Annotated in this window: 12 protein-coding genes and 1 riboswitch; of the genes, 11 read left to right on the top strand and 1 reads right to left on the bottom strand. The window is 39.0% G+C overall.

Features of this window, described 5'->3' with window-relative positions; translation table 11 throughout:
• Nucleotides 1–18 precede the first annotated feature (18 nt).
• A complete protein-coding gene (locus tag AC1FXP_RS15705) occupies nt 19–330 on the top strand; it encodes a YerC/YecD family TrpR-related protein (RefSeq protein WP_480062955.1) in 312 nt (103 codons plus the stop codon).
• A 176-nt stretch (nt 331–506) separates the two neighbouring features.
• On the top strand, nt 507–2240 hold the full coding sequence (ade, locus tag AC1FXP_RS15700; protein ID WP_480062954.1) for an adenine deaminase: 1734 nt from the start codon (nt 507–509) through the stop codon (nt 2238–2240).
• A 24-nt stretch (nt 2241–2264) separates the two neighbouring features.
• Here the strand turns inward: ade and AC1FXP_RS15695 are convergent, their stop codons facing one another.
• On the bottom strand, nt 2265–3491 hold the full coding sequence (locus tag AC1FXP_RS15695; protein WP_480062953.1) for a PucR family transcriptional regulator: 1227 nt from the start codon (nt 3489–3491) through the stop codon (nt 2265–2267).
• A 162-nt stretch (nt 3492–3653) separates the two neighbouring features.
• Here AC1FXP_RS15695 and AC1FXP_RS15690 point away from each other — a divergent pair, with 162 nt between their 5' ends.
• The 9 genes from AC1FXP_RS15690 to AC1FXP_RS15650 all read left to right on the top strand — a co-directional run bounded on the left by AC1FXP_RS15690 (nt 3654) and on the right by AC1FXP_RS15650 (nt 17394).
• Nucleotides 3654–4595, top strand: a complete 942-nt coding sequence (locus AC1FXP_RS15690; RefSeq protein WP_480062952.1) for an alpha/beta hydrolase — start codon at nt 3654–3656, stop codon at nt 4593–4595.
• A 173-nt stretch (nt 4596–4768) separates the two neighbouring features.
• Complete coding sequence (locus AC1FXP_RS15685; RefSeq protein WP_480062951.1) at nt 4769–5089, top strand: YbjQ family protein; 321 nt, start codon at nt 4769–4771, stop codon at nt 5087–5089.
• 321 nt (nt 5090–5410) lie between these two features.
• Nucleotides 5411–6919: a glycine betaine uptake BCCT transporter gene (locus AC1FXP_RS15680; protein WP_480062984.1), complete on the top strand. Its 1509-nt coding sequence runs from the start codon at nt 5411–5413 to the stop codon at nt 6917–6919.
• Between the two features lie 171 nt (nt 6920–7090).
• A riboswitch (cobalamin riboswitch) is annotated at nt 7091–7287 on the top strand.
• Nucleotides 7288–7429: 142 nt separating this feature from the next.
• Nucleotides 7430–9697, top strand: a complete 2268-nt coding sequence (locus tag AC1FXP_RS15675) for a ribonucleoside-diphosphate reductase subunit alpha (RefSeq protein ID WP_480062950.1) — start codon at nt 7430–7432, stop codon at nt 9695–9697.
• A 24-nt stretch (nt 9698–9721) separates the two neighbouring features.
• Nucleotides 9722–10765, top strand: a complete 1044-nt coding sequence (locus AC1FXP_RS15670) for a ribonucleotide-diphosphate reductase subunit beta (RefSeq protein ID WP_480062949.1) — start codon at nt 9722–9724, stop codon at nt 10763–10765.
• Nucleotides 10766–11126: 361 nt separating this feature from the next.
• Nucleotides 11127–11822 (top strand): heptaprenylglyceryl phosphate synthase, encoded by a 696-nt coding sequence (pcrB, locus tag AC1FXP_RS15665; protein ID WP_480062983.1) that lies wholly within the window; start codon nt 11127–11129, stop codon nt 11820–11822.
• Nucleotides 11823–11897: 75 nt separating this feature from the next.
• Nucleotides 11898–14111, top strand: a complete 2214-nt coding sequence (gene pcrA, locus AC1FXP_RS15660) for a DNA helicase PcrA (protein ID WP_480062982.1) — start codon at nt 11898–11900, stop codon at nt 14109–14111.
• Between the two features lie 65 nt (nt 14112–14176).
• On the top strand, nt 14177–16186 hold the full coding sequence (ligA, locus tag AC1FXP_RS15655; protein WP_480062948.1) for an NAD-dependent DNA ligase LigA: 2010 nt from the start codon (nt 14177–14179) through the stop codon (nt 16184–16186).
• Between the two features lie 29 nt (nt 16187–16215).
• A complete protein-coding gene (locus tag AC1FXP_RS15650) occupies nt 16216–17394 on the top strand; it encodes a CamS family sex pheromone protein (RefSeq protein ID WP_480062947.1) in 1179 nt (392 codons plus the stop codon).
• The last annotated feature ends 309 nt before the right edge of the window (nt 17395–17703 follow it).

Here is a 17703-nt window from a genome sequence, read left to right as displayed (position 1 = left end):
AAGAGAGGTAGTGTTCAAATGCAAATAGATAAACTACGTGGCAAAGAACTAGATCAACTATTTAAAGCCATTTTGTCACTTAAAGATCTTGAAGAGTGTTATGAGTTTTTTGATGATCTATGTACAATTAATGAGATTCAATCATTAGCGCAACGTTTAGAAGTAGCTAGAATGTTACAAAATGGCTATACGTATCATAAAATTGAGACAGAAACAGGGGCGAGTACAGCGACTATTTCACGTGTCAAACGTTGCTTGAATTATGGAAATGATGGCTACAAAATGACCTTAGATCGTGTGAGTGCACAAGAGGTTGAAGTGAAAGAATAAAAATCACAGGGCTCCTGTGGTTTTTTCTTTTTGTTTATTAGATGAAATATACATAGAATAAAAAACTTATAATTAAGAGTATTATGAATGTAAGAAAACCTTGCTGAGTACGTGTATTTCGGTACGATTCGTACTACAATAAATAAACCATGATGTAAAGAGCGGGGTGTAATAGCATGAGTCAAGTACTGAAAAAACGAATCGCTGCAGCAACTAAAAGAGAGAAAGCGGAAGTGGTTGTAAAAAATGCAAAAATAATTGATGTCTTTACCTTAACAACGTATGAAGCAGATGTTGCTATTACAGATGGAATGATCGTCGGTATTGGTGAGTATGAAGGCTTTAGCGAAATTGATGCTAATGGAGCTTTCATGTCTCCAACATTTGTGGATGGACATGTTCATATCGAGTCTGCAATGGTCCCACCTGAGGAATTCACAAAAATTGTTGTTCCCCGTGGTGTCACAACAGTAATGGCAGACCCACATGAAATTGCTAATGTCGGTGGATTTGAAGCTGTGAAATATATGATTAAAGCATCTAAAGACCTGCCTCTAGATATTAAGATAATGGTCCCTTCGTGTGTACCAGCAACAAACTTTGAACATAATGGGGCAGATTTAACTACAACAGAGATTGAGAAGTTATTTGATGAGCATGAGGCCTATGGACTTGCAGAGGTGATGGATTATCCGGCTGTTTTGTCTGGAGAAGGGACGATGATGGATAAACTTACAGCGGCATGGAGACGCAAAAAGACGATTGATGGTCATGCTGCAGGGTTAGATAACGTCGGTTTAAATGCTTACCGTGTTGCGGGGATAAGTAATGATCATGAAGCTGTTACAGCAAAAGAGGGCCTTGATCGTCTTCGCCTAGGAATGTATTTGCTCATGCGTGAGGGAACTGCAGCAAAGGATATTGAGGCATTACTTCCAATTTTAACTGCGCAAAATGCACGGCGCTGTGTGTTCGCTACCGATGATAAGCATCTTGACGACTTAATAAATGAAGGTTCGATTGATGCTAGCGTAAGAAAGGCGATCAAGCTTGGGGTTGACCCCATGCAAGCTATTCAGATGGCTAGTCTAAACGCAGCTGAGTGTTTCAAATTGGAAGGTAAAGGAGCGATTGCACCTGGATATGAAGCTAATTTTCTTCTTATTCGAGATTTAGAGGCAATAGACATAGAAGCAGTCTATGTTAAGGGAGAGTGTGTTGCTGAAAATGGGGAAATGACTTATGCGGTACGGGAGCCTGTGACCCCGCCTGCATACCTTCTAGAGAGTATTCAGTTAGAACCATTAACGTCTACGAAGTTAGAGTTACCGATTAAGAGTAATAAAGCGCATATGATTGGTGTAACACCAGGGTCAATTGTCACAAGCCATTTAATTGAAGAAGTAGAAGTGGAAAATGGTTTGTTTCAGCCTTCGGTGGCGAAGAATCAACTAAAGTTAGTCGTTGCTGAGAGACATCACAAACTTGGGCATGTCGGTGTAGGGGTCGTTAAAGGGATAACGATAAAAGAAGGCGCGATTGTTGCTACAGTTGCTCACGACTCTCATAATATTGTGGCCTGTGGAACAGATGATGAGAGTATTCTGGGTGCTGTTGAACAAGTTGCTAATCAACAAGGTGGAATTGCCGTTGTAAGAGGAAAAGACGTGTTAGCTAATTTGCCCCTGCCATTAGCTGGTTTAATGTCGCTTCAGCCATTTGAACAAATTAACCATTCATTAAAAGAGCTAGAAGAAGCATTAAAGGCAATCGGATTCAAAGAAAATTGGAATCCATTTTTAACGCTTTCGTTTCTTGCTTTGCCAGTCATTCCTTCATTAAAGTTAACAGATACAGGATTGTTTGATGTGAAAACATTTACACATATTGACGTTTCAGCGAGCGAATAATAATGAGAGCCATCAAGCGAAAAGTTATTTATTCGTTTGATGGCTTAGTAATTTCATATCTAAATAAAGACCGATTCGTTGTATCGGATCTTTAAGATCGGTATTTGCAATTTCCTGAATCCTTTTTAGACGATAGCTAAGAGTATTGACATGAATATGCAGCTCCTTTGCTGCTTCATTCATATTTCCATCTCTGTTTAGAAAAACATCAAGCGTTTTATATAGCGAGGTCGCATGTTGTTGATCATAGACCTGTAAAAGAGTTACAGCTGGGTTCATGACAAGGTCCTTATTGTAGTGCAACACGTCGAGATGCCGATAAACTCCTAGTTCATGATAAAAAAATGCTTTTTGTAACTCGGTTAATCCATTAGATTTGATTTGGATAACTTTTTGAGCTTCCTGATAACTTTGTGTTAGCTTAGAGTAGTCAGTATATAAATACCCACATCCAATAGACAGATTATGAATATTAAATCGCTCACTCATTTGACGTTGAATGGTCTCCATGAACAGAGTGAGTTCTGTTTGATTTTTTGTTGTTTCAGTAACAGGACTAATTAAACAAATAAGCTGGTTGTCATCAATTGTATCAATTAACATGCTCACTTTACTCGTCGTTTTCACTATATACAAGACATTCCGATACAGAACATCTGTCATTTCTTGAAAGTGTATGAGCATGAAAGCTAAAGGCTTCGAATCAATAATTCCGATCTTATCTAATAGTAGAGCCGTTTCTTCATGCGAATTCGTATCACCAGTAATGATTTGCCATAAGATCTCTTGGTCGTTTTTTTCTCGGCGTTTCTTTTGTAAATTTAACTGTAATAAGAGGTTTTTTGCTTTTGTAGCAGCAACCTTTAATAGTTGTTTCTCTTCTTCCGATAATTTCGTATTGACTTCGATAACCCAAATATATCCAAGTACTTCTTGATTCTTTCGTATGGAGATTGCCACTCGATTACGTAAACCCATATCCACAATACTGCTAATCTCAATAGGATCATCACTTTGGTTTAAAGTGGGGATGACTCCTTCTTTCCAAAAGCGATTAACGAGCTTTTCTGGAACACGTCTTCCAATAATCGTTGAAATTCGGGCAGCATCTGTTCCGTCATCATGGGAGCTATAGGCTAGTAATTGATGATTGGCGTCCTCAAGTGTGACAGGACAAGCTAAAACGTCACTTATCGTATCAACAAAATCTTCAAGTGAATCGAAGACACGATTAAATTTATTTGAATTCATCAATGACCCCCTAATTTTTTGTTTTCGTAGTGATACTATAGCATAATTTAAGAGAAACTGAGTATACTGTACTTGCTTATTATAGAATAGTTTCGACGTAAATTTGGTCGATTTGTCCGAATGTTTGCTACTTTATTTATCAAATATAAAGGGGTGGCTCTGATGACGGAAAAAGAGATTCAGTTTGGTGAAAAGGGGCAATTAGCTGGTTCGCTCTCCTTTCCAGAAACATCACCTGTCGCGTTACCTGCTATTCTTATTATTGCTGGTTCAGGCCCGCTTGACCGAAATGGGAATGGAACAAAAAAAGGCCAAACGTTACATCTATACAACCAGCTTGCTGCGTTTTTAACGGAAAGTGGATTTGTCGTATTGCGTTATGATAAACGGGGTACGGGGAAGAGTAGGGGGGAGTTCATAAAAACAGGGTTTTGGGATTTAATTGACGATGCCAAGGCTGCACTTCGTTTTCTACAAGGCCAACCAATTGTTGATCAAAATAAGATATTTATACTTGGACATAGTGAAGGATGTATGTTAGCTCCTGAAGTAGCGAAGGGAGAGGGTTTAGCAGGATTAATTTTTGTTGCAGGCGCCGTTCAGTCACTATCCCAAGCTCAAAATTATCAAAGGGAGTTAATTGTAGATTCATTTCAAAATAAAAAAGGGTTAAAAGGAAAACTAATTAGCCTGCTAAAAGTAACTGATAAAGTGAAAAAACAAGGTTTGAAATTTGATCGGAAAGTATCAATGACTAAAAGAGATGTTATTCGTTATCAGGGGGTTAAAATCAATGCAAAATGGTTTAGAGAGCACTATGAGCATGACGCTTATCAAAGCCTAGCAGAAGTAAATTGTCCGATCCTTGCTGTTACAGGCTCTAAAGATGTGCAAGCGACACCTGAACAAGTGTATGAGGTCAAGAAGTATACAACCGTCGAGACGGAAACCCATATTATTAAAGGAATGAATCACATGCTTCGAGATCAAGTTGAGGACGCAGATATTTTGCAGTTGAAAAAAGTATACAAAAATGTCGGAGAAAAGCCATTATCAAAAGAGTTGCTTACGGTTGTGAAAAGTTGGTTAGATCGACGTGTCTGAACGTTGGAAGTATATGGTGATCGTCATTATTGTAGTCAACTTGGTGGAATAGCTCTTTTATTTGTTAATCTAACAGGCTCTAATTGCATTTTGTGTTTATGCTGTTGCCTTAGTTGGGTTACTTGTAATTTTTAAAATTGAACGGAGATAAGAAAAAAAGGAGGAAATGGATTATGATGATAGTGACTACTGAACAAGTAGCAGGCTATGACATAAAAGAGGTATTGGGATATGTCAAAGGTAGCACGATTCAAACGAAGCATATTGGCCGTGATATTACAGCAGGATTAAAAGGAATTGTCGGAGGAGAGATTAAAGGCTACAACGAAATGATGACGGAAGCACGTAAGTTGGCGGTACATCGAATGGTGAAAGAAGCAGAAGAGAAAGGCGGCAATGCAATCATTGGGATGAGAATGCAAACTTCAACCGTTATGACAAATGCAGCGGAGATTATTGCATATGGTACAGCCGTTGTAATCGAGAAAAAGTAATTTCTTTCAAAATGTTCCGCGCATCTAAAGAGAATGGGTGGGGCATTTTTTATTGAAAAATAGTCAAAATTCGGCAACGTGTCGTAGAAAACGATAGAATATCGCCTTTTTTTCTCGTAATTTTAAACAATTATTATGCTGAAGTACAATCAGCTTATAAGATCAGGGCAGATTGCTCAATATGCGTTCATATCATTTTTAATTTTTTTTCGATTTTATGATTTAATAAATAAGTATTTATTGGTAAGTGTTTCTGCAATGAATGTAAATTAGAAAAAGGAAGTGTTTATTATTTCTGATAAAGGTGAAAGTGATAGGTCGATTTTTAAGGTGTCAGTAGGGATTGCGGTCATTTTTGTATTAATTGGAGTTTTGATCCCGAATCAACTAGGGGCAGCAATGACCGTAGCGCAAAGCTTTGTTCTTGAGTCATTTGGTTGGTTTTATCAATTAGTTGCTACATTCTTTCTGTTGTTTGCAATATTCATGATCTTTAGTAAATACGGGAAAATCAAACTTGGAAAACCAGATTCAGAGCCTGAATATAGTCGTCCAGCTTGGTTTGCAATGTTGTTTTCAGCTGGGATGGGTATTGGTCTTCTATTTTATGGCGTATCTGAGCCAATTGCACACTTTTATTCGCCACCTACAGGAGAAGGAAGTACGGAACAGTCAGCAATTGTTGGAATGCGTTATACATGGCTTCATTGGGGATTACATGCTTGGGCCATTTATGCGATTGTCGCATTAGCACTTGCATATCAAAGATTCAGAAAAGACGCGCCAGGTTTAATGAGTGCGACACTTTATCCTGTACTTGGTGAAAAGGTGAAAGGTCCGATTGGACAAACGATTGATGTTGTTGCTGTATTTGCAACTTTGTTTGGGGTAGCAGCGTCACTTGGGTTAGGGTCACAGCAAATAAATGCAGGTCTAGAATATTTGGTGGGGATTCCAAATAATTTTATGGTACAAATGATTATCATGGGTATCATAACTGTTCTTTTCATCATTTCAGCGAATACAGGTATATCTAGAGGGATTAAGTATTTAAGTCTTGCAAACATGTCAATTGCAACGGTATTGTTTTTTGCCATGTTAATTCTCGGTCCGACGTTATTTTTGCTTAATATGTTTACAACGAGTTTAGGAAGTTACTTACAAAATCTCATTCCAATGGGCTTGCGTTTAGCACCTTTTGATGCTGACGAGGCAGCATGGACACAAGGGTGGACGGTCTTTTACTGGGCCTGGTGGGTTTCATGGACTCCATTTGTTGGAATGTTCATAGCTCGAGTGTCTAAAGGGAGAACGATTCGTGAATTTACGGTAGCTGTTCTTCTTGTTCCTTCAGTAGTATGCGCGATCTGGTTTACGGTTTTCGGTGGTACAGGAATTTTTCTTGAGGTCACACAAGGATTAAACGTCTCAGGGCAACCACTTGAAACAGCCCTTTTCTTTGTTTATCAGCAGCTGCCACTTGGGATTATCTTGTCGATCTTAACGGTTGCTTTAATTACAACGTTCTTTGTTACATCAGCAGATTCGGCAACCTTTGTACTAGGAATGCAGACAACGGGAGGAAAGTTAAACCCATCAAACCGAGTGAAGGTCACGTGGGGATTAATATTAGTTGCATCAACGGCTGTATTAATGGCATCAGGTGGATTAGCTGGTCTACAAACAGCAATCATTGTTAGTGCTCTTCCATTATCGTTCATTGTTCTTGCAATGTGTTACGGACTGGTTAAAGAATTAAATCAAGAACTTAAAGGGCAAAGTAAGGAGCCTGAAAAAGAAAGAACACATAAAAGGAAAATAGCTGGTTAGAGTAATGTATTATGTTAAATTACTAGGTTCATCCCGCATGTAATAGATTTGAGGGATGAACCTAGTTTATTATTTAGGAAGATTAAACGGATCTTTTTCCTTGCAACAGGATGAATATTCCTTTAGTATATACAATATATCGTATTAATGATGTGTTCTTACAACTATATATTGATTGCGAAAAATGAACGGTGTCAAATAGACTTAATAGGGAATCTGGTAGAAAGCCAGAACTGCCCCCGCAACTGTAAGTGTCGACGAAATGAGGTACCCACTGTGCTTTTGGTTAGATTTAGCTAACTTGCATGGGAAGGCTCAAAGTAGGGTGAAGCACGAGTCAGGAGACCTGCCGTCATTTTAAAGTCAGCTATCTTCGGGGTGTAAGAAGTGAGACGGCAAAGAAGACCAAAGTGTATTTTGGTCAGATAAGTCTTACTCTTTACGCCGTTTTACGCTCTTTCTCAACTCTCGAGAAAGGGCGTTTTTTATTATCATTAAGGAGGAAGACTAATGAAGAGTACGACAACGACAACGTTATTTGATTATGCATCATCTCAGATTGGCGAATTAATAAGTTTATTTCCAACGCTCGATTTTACGGCTTATAAGGATAAGATTGAACAATCTATCTTCGCTAAAGAAGACATGTCAGAAGACCAGCTTAGTCATTTGCAAGTTTTATCTTCAGTAGAGAGGATTTCGATGGAAGAGCCAGATTGGACGTTTGTCGCAGCGAATGTCCTTTTAAAGCAACTATACAAAAGAGCAGCTCATTCAAGAAGCTATGATGCTAGCTTGAGGTATGGATCTTTTTATCAACTAGTCCAAAAGTTAACGAGGATGGGGATATATTCAGATCAGATCTTGCAGGAGTATTCGAAAGAAGAATTAGAAGAACTTGAACAAGAGATTGTCCCTGAGCGCGATTCGCTGTTTACATACATTGGCTTATTAACATTAGCAGATCGTTATTTAGCTAGATCGCATAGTGGAGAACTGTACGAACTTCCTCAGGAGCGTTTTATGATCATTGCAGCTACGTTAATGGTTAAAGAACCGAAGGAAAAACGATTAGTTCTAATAAAAGAAGCTTACTGGGCCATTTCTAATTTATATATGACGGTGGCAACTCCGACTCTATCAAATGCTGGGAAAAGCTATGGTCAATTATCGAGCTGTTTTATTGATACTGTAGATGATAGTCTCAGAGGAATTTATGACAGTAACACCGATATTGCAACACTGAGTAAGAGCGGTGGGGGGATTGGTGCCTACTTAGGAAAACTACGAAGTCGCGGAAGTGATATTAGAGGCTTTAAAGGAGTATCATCCGGTGTTATCCCATGGATGAAACAACTAAATAACACTGCGGTAAGTGTCGACCAGTTAGGTCAAAGACAGGGGGCAATCAGTGTTTATTTAGATATATGGCACCGCGACATTTTTCATTTCTTGGCTGTCAAATTAAATAATGGCGATGAGAGGCAGCGTACCCATGATTTGTTTACAGGTGTCTGCTTGCCAGATTTATTTATGGAAAAAGTTGAAGCCAGACAAGAGTGGTATTTATTCGATCCTCATACGATACGCCAAACATTAGGTTTTAGTTTAGAAGATTATTATGATGAAGAAAGAGGAAAAGGAAGTTTTCGAGATAAGTACAAAGAGTGTATGGAAGCGGCAAACAACGGATTACTAGGTGAGAAAGGATTCTTGTGGGAAGTTGTTCCAGCCATTGATATTTTCAAAGAAATCTTGAAGAGTCAGCTTGAGACAGGTACGCCATATATGTTCTATAGAGATACTGTGAATCGGACGAACTCCAACCGCCATCAAGGTATGGTTTATTGTAGTAATCTGTGTACAGAGATCACCCAAAACATGAAAGCAACAACAGTGGTCGAGGAAAAAACAGAGGATGGCAAGATTATTGTCGTCAAAGAACCTGGGGATTTTGTTGTATGTAATTTATCATCTATTAATCTAGCAAAAGCAGTAACTGAAGACGTCCTTGAAAGGCTAATCCCAATTCAAGTGCGAATGCTCGATAATGTCATTGATTTAAATAATATTCCAGTTCCGCAAGCCCAAATAACCAATCAAAAGTATCGTTCTATTGGGTTAGGTACATTTGGCTGGCATCACTTACTAGCTCTTAAAGGGATCAAATGGGAATCCGACGAAGCGGTTGAATACGCAGATAACTTATATGAAAGTATTGCCTATCTGACGATTAGTGCAAGTAATGAGCTGGCAAAGGAAAAAGGAGCCTATCCACTTTTTGAAGGGTCTGATTGGGAGACAGGTGACTATTTTATTAATCGCCAATATACAAGTGAAGAGTGGACAGAGCTTCGTCACAGTGTAAGGGAAAAAGGGATTCGAAATGCGTATTTAATGGCTGTGGCGCCGAATTCAACAACAGCGATTATTGCAGGGACGACGGCCTCGATCGATCCTATTTTTAAGAAAGAATACTCAGAGGAGAAAAAAAATTATAAAATTCCAGTCACAGCTCCAGACCTATCGCCGCAAACGACATGGTATTACAAGTCCGCATATGAAATCGATCAATTATGGAGCATTAAACAAAATGAAGCACGACAACGCCATATTGACCAATCCATTTCATTTAACTTTTATGTTAAAAATACAATTAAAGCAAAAGATTTACTGAATTTGCATATTGAGGCTTGGAAGTCAAACTTGAAAACGACTTATTATACAAGGTCGACTTCGATGGTTGAAATTGAAGAGTGTGAAAGCTGTTCTTCTTAATCTATTATTAGTGAGGTTTAGAAAATGAATCAAAATACATTACAATCTCGTAAATTATATGACCCAGCGGCACCAAATGCCTCGACAGGGATTATTAATGGGAGGAGTTCTAATATTTTAAACTGGGATGATGTTCGCTTTACATGGGCGTATCCTATGTACAAAAATATGCTCGCAAACTTCTGGACACCATTTGAAATTAATATGTCTAATGATATTAAGCAGTGGCTTCAACTTTCTGAAGATGAAAGGTATGCATTCAAAAAAATTATTGGTTTGCTTGCTTTTTTAGATAGTGTCCAAACAGACTATTCAGGAAAAGTCGCTGGGTATTTAACAGATTCCAGTCTTGCTGCATTAATGCAAGTCCTTTCGTTTCAAGAAGTCGTTCACAATCAGTCGTATTCTTACGTCTTATCAAGTCTCGTACCTAAACAGGAACAAGATGAAATCTTTGAGTATTGGAAGCACGACTCTATCTTGAGGGAGAGAAACGATTTTATCGCAGAAGGTTACCAACGCTTTGTTGATAACCCAACACCGCAAACGTTTCTAGAATCAATTGTATTTGACGTCATTCTTGAGGGACTTAATTTTTATTCAGGATTTGCATTCTTTTACAACTTGGCAAGAAACCAGAAGATGGTGTCATCAAGTACGATGATTAATTATATTAATCGGGATGAACAATTACACGTGAATTTGTTTTCTCATATTTTTAAAGAGTTATTACATGAGAACCCAGAACTTAACACACCTCGGAATCACAAATTTGTTCAAGATACATTTAGACGAGCTGCCGAATTAGAAATACAATGGGGCAGGTCGATTATTGGAGATAAGTTAGAAGGTATTAATATGAATGAACTTGAGAGCTACATTAAGTTCATAGCTAATAAACGTGTTAATCAACTTGGGATCGAACGCCCTTACGAAGGCTATCGTCAAAATCCGATGAAATGGATAAAGGCTTATGAAGATGTCGATAGCGGCAAAAGTGATTTCTTTGAACAAAAATCACGTCAATATGTGAAAGTATCAGATGTGAATGGGTTTGATGAGTTGTAATAGTCCCTATTCAAATTAAATAAACGTTTATTTAAGGAGAAGAGCATCTTTCAGTTTGAAATTGGAAGAACTCTTCTTTTTTTTTATTGGAAAAGACCTTCGGGTGACCACGAAAGTATTGGAAAAGGAAAAACTGGAGCCGCTGAAAAACCTTTTGAAAGTTACTCAGTGAAGCCGCAATGACTTCACTCATAGCAGGCTTTAAAAAACTGAAAATGGTTCCGTTCATTGCTTCGAGAGCACTGATAAAGGAAAAAAAGCCCTTTTTCAGTACTCTCGGCGACAACCATACTTTTCTTTGATATAATGTCTGTTCAGATAGGTACTTACTTGGAAATAATGATAAGCAGGAGTGATAATGATGCTAGAGTACAAAGAGTGGCGACATGTATTTAAGCTCGATCCGAACAAAGATATATCAGACGAAGCGTTAGAGGCGATTTGTGAGTCTGGTACGGATGGACTTATTATCGGAGGAACGGATGGAGTAACGCTTGATAATACATTGCAGTTACTTGCAAGAGTCAGACGCTACACGGTGTCATGTGCACTAGAGGTATCGAATATAGAGGCGATTACTCCTGGATTTGATTATTTCTTTATTCCATCTGTATTAAATAGTGGGGATGTAAAGTGGATATGCGGTTACCATCATGAGGCGATCAAAGAATATGGCGCGATTATGAATTGGGATGAGATTGTCGTTGAGGGTTATTGTATTCTGAACCCTGAGGCAAAAGCGGCTAAGCTTACGGAAGCGAAAACGAACCTTTCGCATGAAGATGTCGTTGCCTATGCCCGAATGGCGGAGAAGATCTACCACTTTCCGATTTTTTATGTAGAATACAGTGGAACTTATGGCGATGTCGATATTGTAAAAGCTGTTTCTGACGTTTTAAATGAAACAAAGTTGTTTTACGGTGGCGGAATTCACTCAGTAGAGCAGGCAAGGGAAATGGCGCAATACGCCGATACGGTGATCGTTGGAAATATTATTTATGAAGACTTACAAGCAGCTTTGAAAACTGTTCATGCAGTAAAACAAGCATTGAAATAAAGCAGCATTCAAAGTAAAATAAAATGAGAACAAACGTTTGGTGGTGAGGGTGTGCAAGCAAAAATCATTGAAAAAATGTTAGCAGGATTAAACCCTGAACAAAGGCAAGCAGTCACTCATACGGAAGGACCGCTATTGTTAATGGCTGGGGCTGGAAGTGGAAAGACGCGTGTACTTACGCATCGGATTGCTTACTTATTAAGAGAAAAAGAAGTAGCGCCTTGGAGTGTCCTTGCGATTACGTTTACAAATAAAGCAGCTCGTGAAATGAAAGACCGTGTCGCAGGCCTTGTTGGACCGGTCGCTGAGGATATTTGGATTTCGACGTTCCACTCCATGTGTGTGCGAGTGTTGCGTAGAGATATTGACAGAATTGGCTATAATCGTAACTTTACGATACTGGATTCTGGAGATCAGTTAACAGTCATTAAGCAAATATTAAAGAATAAAAACATCGATCCGAAGAAATTTGAAGCACGAAGCATTCTTGGGACGATAAGTAGTGCAAAAAATGAACTGAAAAAGCCTGATCAGTTTGCAAAAACAGCAACAGGTCCTTATGAGCAAACGGCGGCTGAAGTTTACGTAGAATATCAAAAGCAATTAAAGAAAAACCATGCGTTAGACTTTGATGACCTTATCATGAAGACAATTGAGTTATTTAAACTCGTTCCGGAAGTGTTGGAATTCTACCAACGGAAATTCCAGTATATCCTTGTCGATGAGTATCAGGATACAAATCGGGCTCAATATATGCTAGTAAATATGATTGCTGATCGATTTAAAAATCTTTGTGTAGTCGGTGATTCGGATCAATCGATCTACCGCTGGCGTGGTGCTGACATTGCAAACATCCTCTCATTTGAAGAAGATTACCCGAATGCAAAAGTGATCTTGCTCGAACAAAATTATCGCTCAACGAAAACCATTCTGCAAGCTGCCAACCGTGTTATTGAAAACAACCCCAACCGTAAGAAGAAAAATCTTTGGACAGAAAATGATGCAGGTTGTGGAATTGGTTATTTTGCAGCGGATACAGAGCAATCAGAGGCTCAATTTGTTGTAGAGCGAATTAGAGAAGCGATGCAAAGCGATAACTACACTTATTCTGATATTGCAATTTTATACCGTACGAATGCACAATCGCGTGTAATTGAGGAATTCTTTGTGAAGTCTAATATTGACTATAACATTGTTGGCGGCACGAAATTCTACGATCGTAAAGAGATTAAAGACGTTTTAGCTTATTTACGTTTAATTGCTAACCCTGATGATGATATTAGTTTGCAGCGAATTATCAATGTTCCTAAGCGTGGAATTGGTGCGACTACGGTAGATAAGATTGGTGCCTTTGCAATTGAACAAGGAATCTCTATGTTTGCTGCTCTTCAGGAAGTAGAGCAAGTTGGATTAACTGGTCGTACAGTTACAAAGTTGAGAGATTTCTCGGATCAACTAGGACATTGGATACAAATGCAAGAATATTTATCTGTCACAGAATTAGTGGAAGAGTTACTAGAACGGACTGGCTATCGTGACATGTTGAAAAATGAAAATTCGATTGAAGCGCAAAGCCGTTTAGAAAATATCGATGAATTTATAACCGTAACGAATGAATTTGAAAAACAAAATGAAGATAGGTCACTTGTAGCCTTTTTAACAGATCTTGCATTAGTAGCTGATATTGATAAATTAGACGATGACAATGAAGGCAAACCAAAAGACGCTATTACATTAATGACACTTCACTCAGCGAAAGGTCTTGAGTTTCCACTTGTGTTTCTAATTGGAATGGAAGAAGGGATCTTCCCTCATAGTCGCTCTTTATTTGAGGAAGAAGAGATGGAAGAAGAGCGAAGGCTTGCTTATGTTGGGATTACTAGAGCAGAGAAACAGCTTTATTTAACGAATGCAAGACTCAGGACGTTATACGGTCGGACAAATTCGAATCCACCTTCCCGTTTCATTGCTGAAATTCCGGATGAGTGCTTAGAGTCGTTAAATGAAGTAAAGCAAACGCCAGATTGGATGAAGACTTCACGGAAGAGCTCAGGACAGGCGTCCGCCCCGCAACGTTCAAGAACAATTGAAAGACCAAGAACAGTCCAGACAGGTGGAGAAAGCTTTTCGTGGAGTGTTGGTGATAAAGCGGCACATAAGAAGTGGGGAGTTGGAACGGTTGTCAGTCTAAAAGGAGAAGGCGAATCTCTTGAGTTAGATATCGCATTTCCCAATCCAACAGGTGTGAAGCGATTATTTGCCAAATTTGCCCCGATTACAAAGCAGTAATTTTGTTCAGGAGTGACTGAGGAGCGATTCAGTCACTCTTGATTGTGAAAGAAAGGACGAAAGCTATGGAGCGATTACAGGCTGAGAAACGAATAGAAGAACTCAGGAAGTTATTAGAAGAGTATGGCTATCATTATTATGTTCTCGATAAGCCGCTAGTTTCTGATGAGGAATACGATACCCTTATGCAAGAACTATTGAAACTTGAAGGAGAATACCCTGAATTTTTCAGTGAGGATTCTCCTTCAGTACGTGTGGGTGGAGAACCGCTGCCATTCTTTGAAAAGGTAGAGCACCGTATTCCGATGCTTAGCTTAGGCAATGCTTTTTCAGACAGTGATTTACGTGACTTTGACCGTCGTGTAAAACAATTAGTTGGTGAAGACATTACTTATAGCTGTGAACTGAAAATAGATGGCTTGGCTGTATCACTAACGTATGAAAATGGGAAATTTGTTCGTGGAGCTACACGTGGCGATGGTCAAATAGGTGAGGATATAACGGCAAACCTTAAGACGATCCCAGCGATCCCTCTTCGCTTGAGTAAACCTGTAACGATAGAAGTGCGAGGCGAGGCCTATATGCCTAAAGGTTCGTTTGAAGCGTTGAATCAACTAAAAGAACAAGCGTTGGAAGAAAAGTTTGCTAACCCACGTAATGCTGCAGCTGGGTCACTCAGGCAGTTGAATCCGAAGCTTGCTGCTAAGCGCAATTTATCTATTTTTATCTATGCAATTGGTCATTTAGAAGGACGTGAAATGGAGTCGCACATTAAAGGGCTTACGTATTTACAAGAGCTTGGCTTTCGTGTTAATCGAGAGAGTAAGCATTGTGATAATATTGATGAAGTCATCGCTTATACAGAAGAGTGGGTTGAAAAAAGAGCCGCTCTCCCATATGACATTGATGGAATTGTTATTAAAGTAGATCGTCTAGATCAGCAGAAAGAATTAGGCTTTACTGCGAAAAGCCCAAGATGGGCAACGGCTTACAAATTCCCGGCAGAAGAAGTTGTGACAAAGCTTGAAGATATTGAATTGAGCATAGGACGCACAGGAGTTGTGACACCGACTGCTCTTTTAACACCAGTTACCGTTGCAGGTACAACAGTAAAACGAGCTTCGCTTCATAATGAAGATTTAATTCGAGAAAAGGATTTGAAGCTAGGGGATTCTGTCGTCATAAAGAAAGCAGGAGATATTATCCCTGAAGTGGTGAATGTGTTACCTGAATTACGAGATGGAAGTGAACGCGATTTCCATATGCCGACACATTGCCCGGCTTGTGAAAGTGAACTCGTTAGGTTAGAAGGAGAAGTGGCACTGAGGTGTATTAACCCGCAATGTCCCGCTCAAATTCGGGAAGGTCTAATTCACTTTGTCTCAAGAAATGCAATGAACATTGATGGTTTAGGTGAAAAGGTCATAAGTCAACTGTTTGAGAATGATCTTGTTCGCGATGTCGCTGACATTTATAAATTGAACCGAGATGAACTGTTGCAATTAGAAAGAATGGGTGAAAAATCTGTAGACAATCTGCTTGAAGCAATTGAAAAAACAAAGGATAATTCACTTGAGCGGCTTTTGTTCGGTCTTGGAATTCGTTTTGTTGGAGCGAAAGCGGCAAAGACGCTAGCGATGGAATTTGAAACGGTCCATAAAATAGTAGAGGCAACAAAAGAAGAGTTAGTAGCTGTAAATGAAATCGGTGAAAAAATGGCTGCGTCGATTAGGCGTTATTTTTCCACACAGGAAGTGTTGGAGTTAATTGACGAGCTAGAGTCATTGGGAGTTAATATGACTTATAAAGGGCCTAAAGCTCCTGTTGAATCAGAAGTCTCCGATAGTCTGTTTGCAGGAAAAACAGTTGTCTTAACAGGAAAGCTTGAGCAGCTCACACGTGGTGAAGCGAAGGAGAAGATTGAAGCACTTGGAGGAAAAGTAACAGGAAGTGTGAGTAAGAAAACGGATCTTGTCATTGCAGGTGAGGATGCCGGGTCAAAACGGACGAAAGCTGAAGAATTAAATATTGAGATTTGGGATGAAGAGAAGCTTATTGAAGCGGTCAATAAGTAAACGAGAGTAAGAGAGAGGAGGGAGATTGTATGTTAAAGAAGTGGGGAATTTCATGTTTGCTCCTTGTACTATTGTCTGGGTGCTTTCCTATAACTCCTCAAGAAGAGGATCAGATTTTAGAGGAAACAGATGAAAATCAAGATGAGCAAATAGTAGAGGTTGTGCCGCAAATTATTACTCCTGATAACTATTATCAAAGTGTATTATATGATGGAGCTTATAAGCATGGGGAATCGCGTGGGTTTGGGAACGCAGTTGTATACAATCGGCTTGATTTAGGGCAGCTCGAGATCGGATTAACGAGAATCGCCCAAGAATATTTTGACCAAGAGAACTATTTCTTTAGAGAAGGTCAGTTCATTAAAAGAAATACATTGAATAGCTGGCTTATGAGGTATCATGAGGAGGACAATCCCCAAGGTATTAATCCAGCCCTTGGTGAGGGCGCAACGATGCGAGAGCGTGAAGAAAGCCAACCTCGTTATTTATCCCATATTTTAGAACATAACTATCTTGTTGAAAATGAAAATGGTCAATTGAACCTCGGTGGAATTGTGATCGGGCTCTCAATGAATAGTATTTATAACTTTCGGGTGGAGACTGACCAAGGGGGTTATCTCTTTTATGAACTTCCGATACCAGATGATGTAATTGAACGAGAGGGACAAAAAATTGCAAATGAAATCTTAGCAAGACTTCGTTCAGATGCGATGGAAGAAGGAGCTTTTCGGGATATCCCGATTGTATTTGCTCTTTTTAGAGAACAACCTCGTGACTCTGTGATCCCTGGTCATTTTATTGCAAGGTCTAAAGCTGAGCCAAGAAGTGATCTTGAAAGATGGCAACGTATCAATGAACGCTATTATTTGTTCCCATCAAGTGAAGCAAACCAAGAAGCTCGGAATGAAGCTGACCAATTCCAACGGTTTAAAGACGATGTACAGTCGTTTTTTGACAACTTTATCGGTGTAGTCGGAAAAGGCCGTTATGTTGATAATCAAATTCAAGAATTGCAAATTGAAATACCGCTTAGGTTCCAAGGAAAAGCGGAAATTGTTGCATTGTCTCAGTATGTAGCAAGTCAAATGCAGCAAAGATTTCAAGGGAATTATAAAGTGAGTGTTACGATTACTTCTGTCTCAGGAAATACGGAGGCAGTTGTGGTTCAAAATCCAAATGATGAACCATTTATCCATGTGTTTAATTAAGTGTTAGGGACTTTGTTGAATCCTTTTAGGGACTAACAAAGTCCTTTTCCTTGTTTAAGAGAAAAAACACCATTATAATGGAGCTCGCTTTGCCTGTAAATGGATTTGGAAGGTTTCATACCATTATGAAAAAAATGTCGAATAACAAAGAATTTTACCTTAAAAAACTATTTATTAATTGTAATGTACATGATATATTTATTTCGGTTGACACATAACTTGTAAGATGTCAGATGTCTGACGAACGAATGCCTTGGTTATTTTTTGGACTATACATAACAACATGAATATACGATAAGGCAAACAGAT

It is taken from the genome of Halalkalibacter sp. HAAS-P013 (genome assembly GCF_056619925.1).
Note: the sequence above shows the minus strand (reverse complement) of the source record. Positions and strands in the feature narration are given on the sequence as shown.

Bases quoted from the DNA above. Each gene is read 5' to 3' on its own strand.
- AC1FXP_RS15705 (WP_480062955.1), top strand. From the start codon at position 19: ATGCAAATAGATAAACTACGTGGCAAAGAACTAGATCAACTATTTAAA.
- ade (WP_480062954.1), top strand. From the start codon at position 507: ATGAGTCAAGTACTGAAAAAACGAATCGCTGCAGCAACTAAAAGAGAG.
- AC1FXP_RS15695 (WP_480062953.1), bottom strand. From the start codon at position 3,491: ATGAATTCAAATAAATTTAATCGTGTCTTCGATTCACTTGAAGATTTT.
- AC1FXP_RS15690 (WP_480062952.1), top strand. From the start codon at position 3,654: ATGACGGAAAAAGAGATTCAGTTTGGTGAAAAGGGGCAATTAGCTGGT.
- AC1FXP_RS15685 (WP_480062951.1), top strand. From the start codon at position 4,769: ATGATGATAGTGACTACTGAACAAGTAGCAGGCTATGACATAAAAGAG.
- AC1FXP_RS15675 (WP_480062950.1), top strand. From the start codon at position 7,430: ATGAAGAGTACGACAACGACAACGTTATTTGATTATGCATCATCTCAG.
- AC1FXP_RS15670 (WP_480062949.1), top strand. From the start codon at position 9,722: ATGAATCAAAATACATTACAATCTCGTAAATTATATGACCCAGCGGCA.
- pcrB (WP_480062983.1), top strand. From the start codon at position 11,127: ATGCTAGAGTACAAAGAGTGGCGACATGTATTTAAGCTCGATCCGAAC.
- pcrA (WP_480062982.1), top strand. From the start codon at position 11,898: ATGTTAGCAGGATTAAACCCTGAACAAAGGCAAGCAGTCACTCATACG.
- ligA (WP_480062948.1), top strand. From the start codon at position 14,177: ATGGAGCGATTACAGGCTGAGAAACGAATAGAAGAACTCAGGAAGTTA.
- AC1FXP_RS15650 (WP_480062947.1), top strand. From the start codon at position 16,216: ATGTTAAAGAAGTGGGGAATTTCATGTTTGCTCCTTGTACTATTGTCT.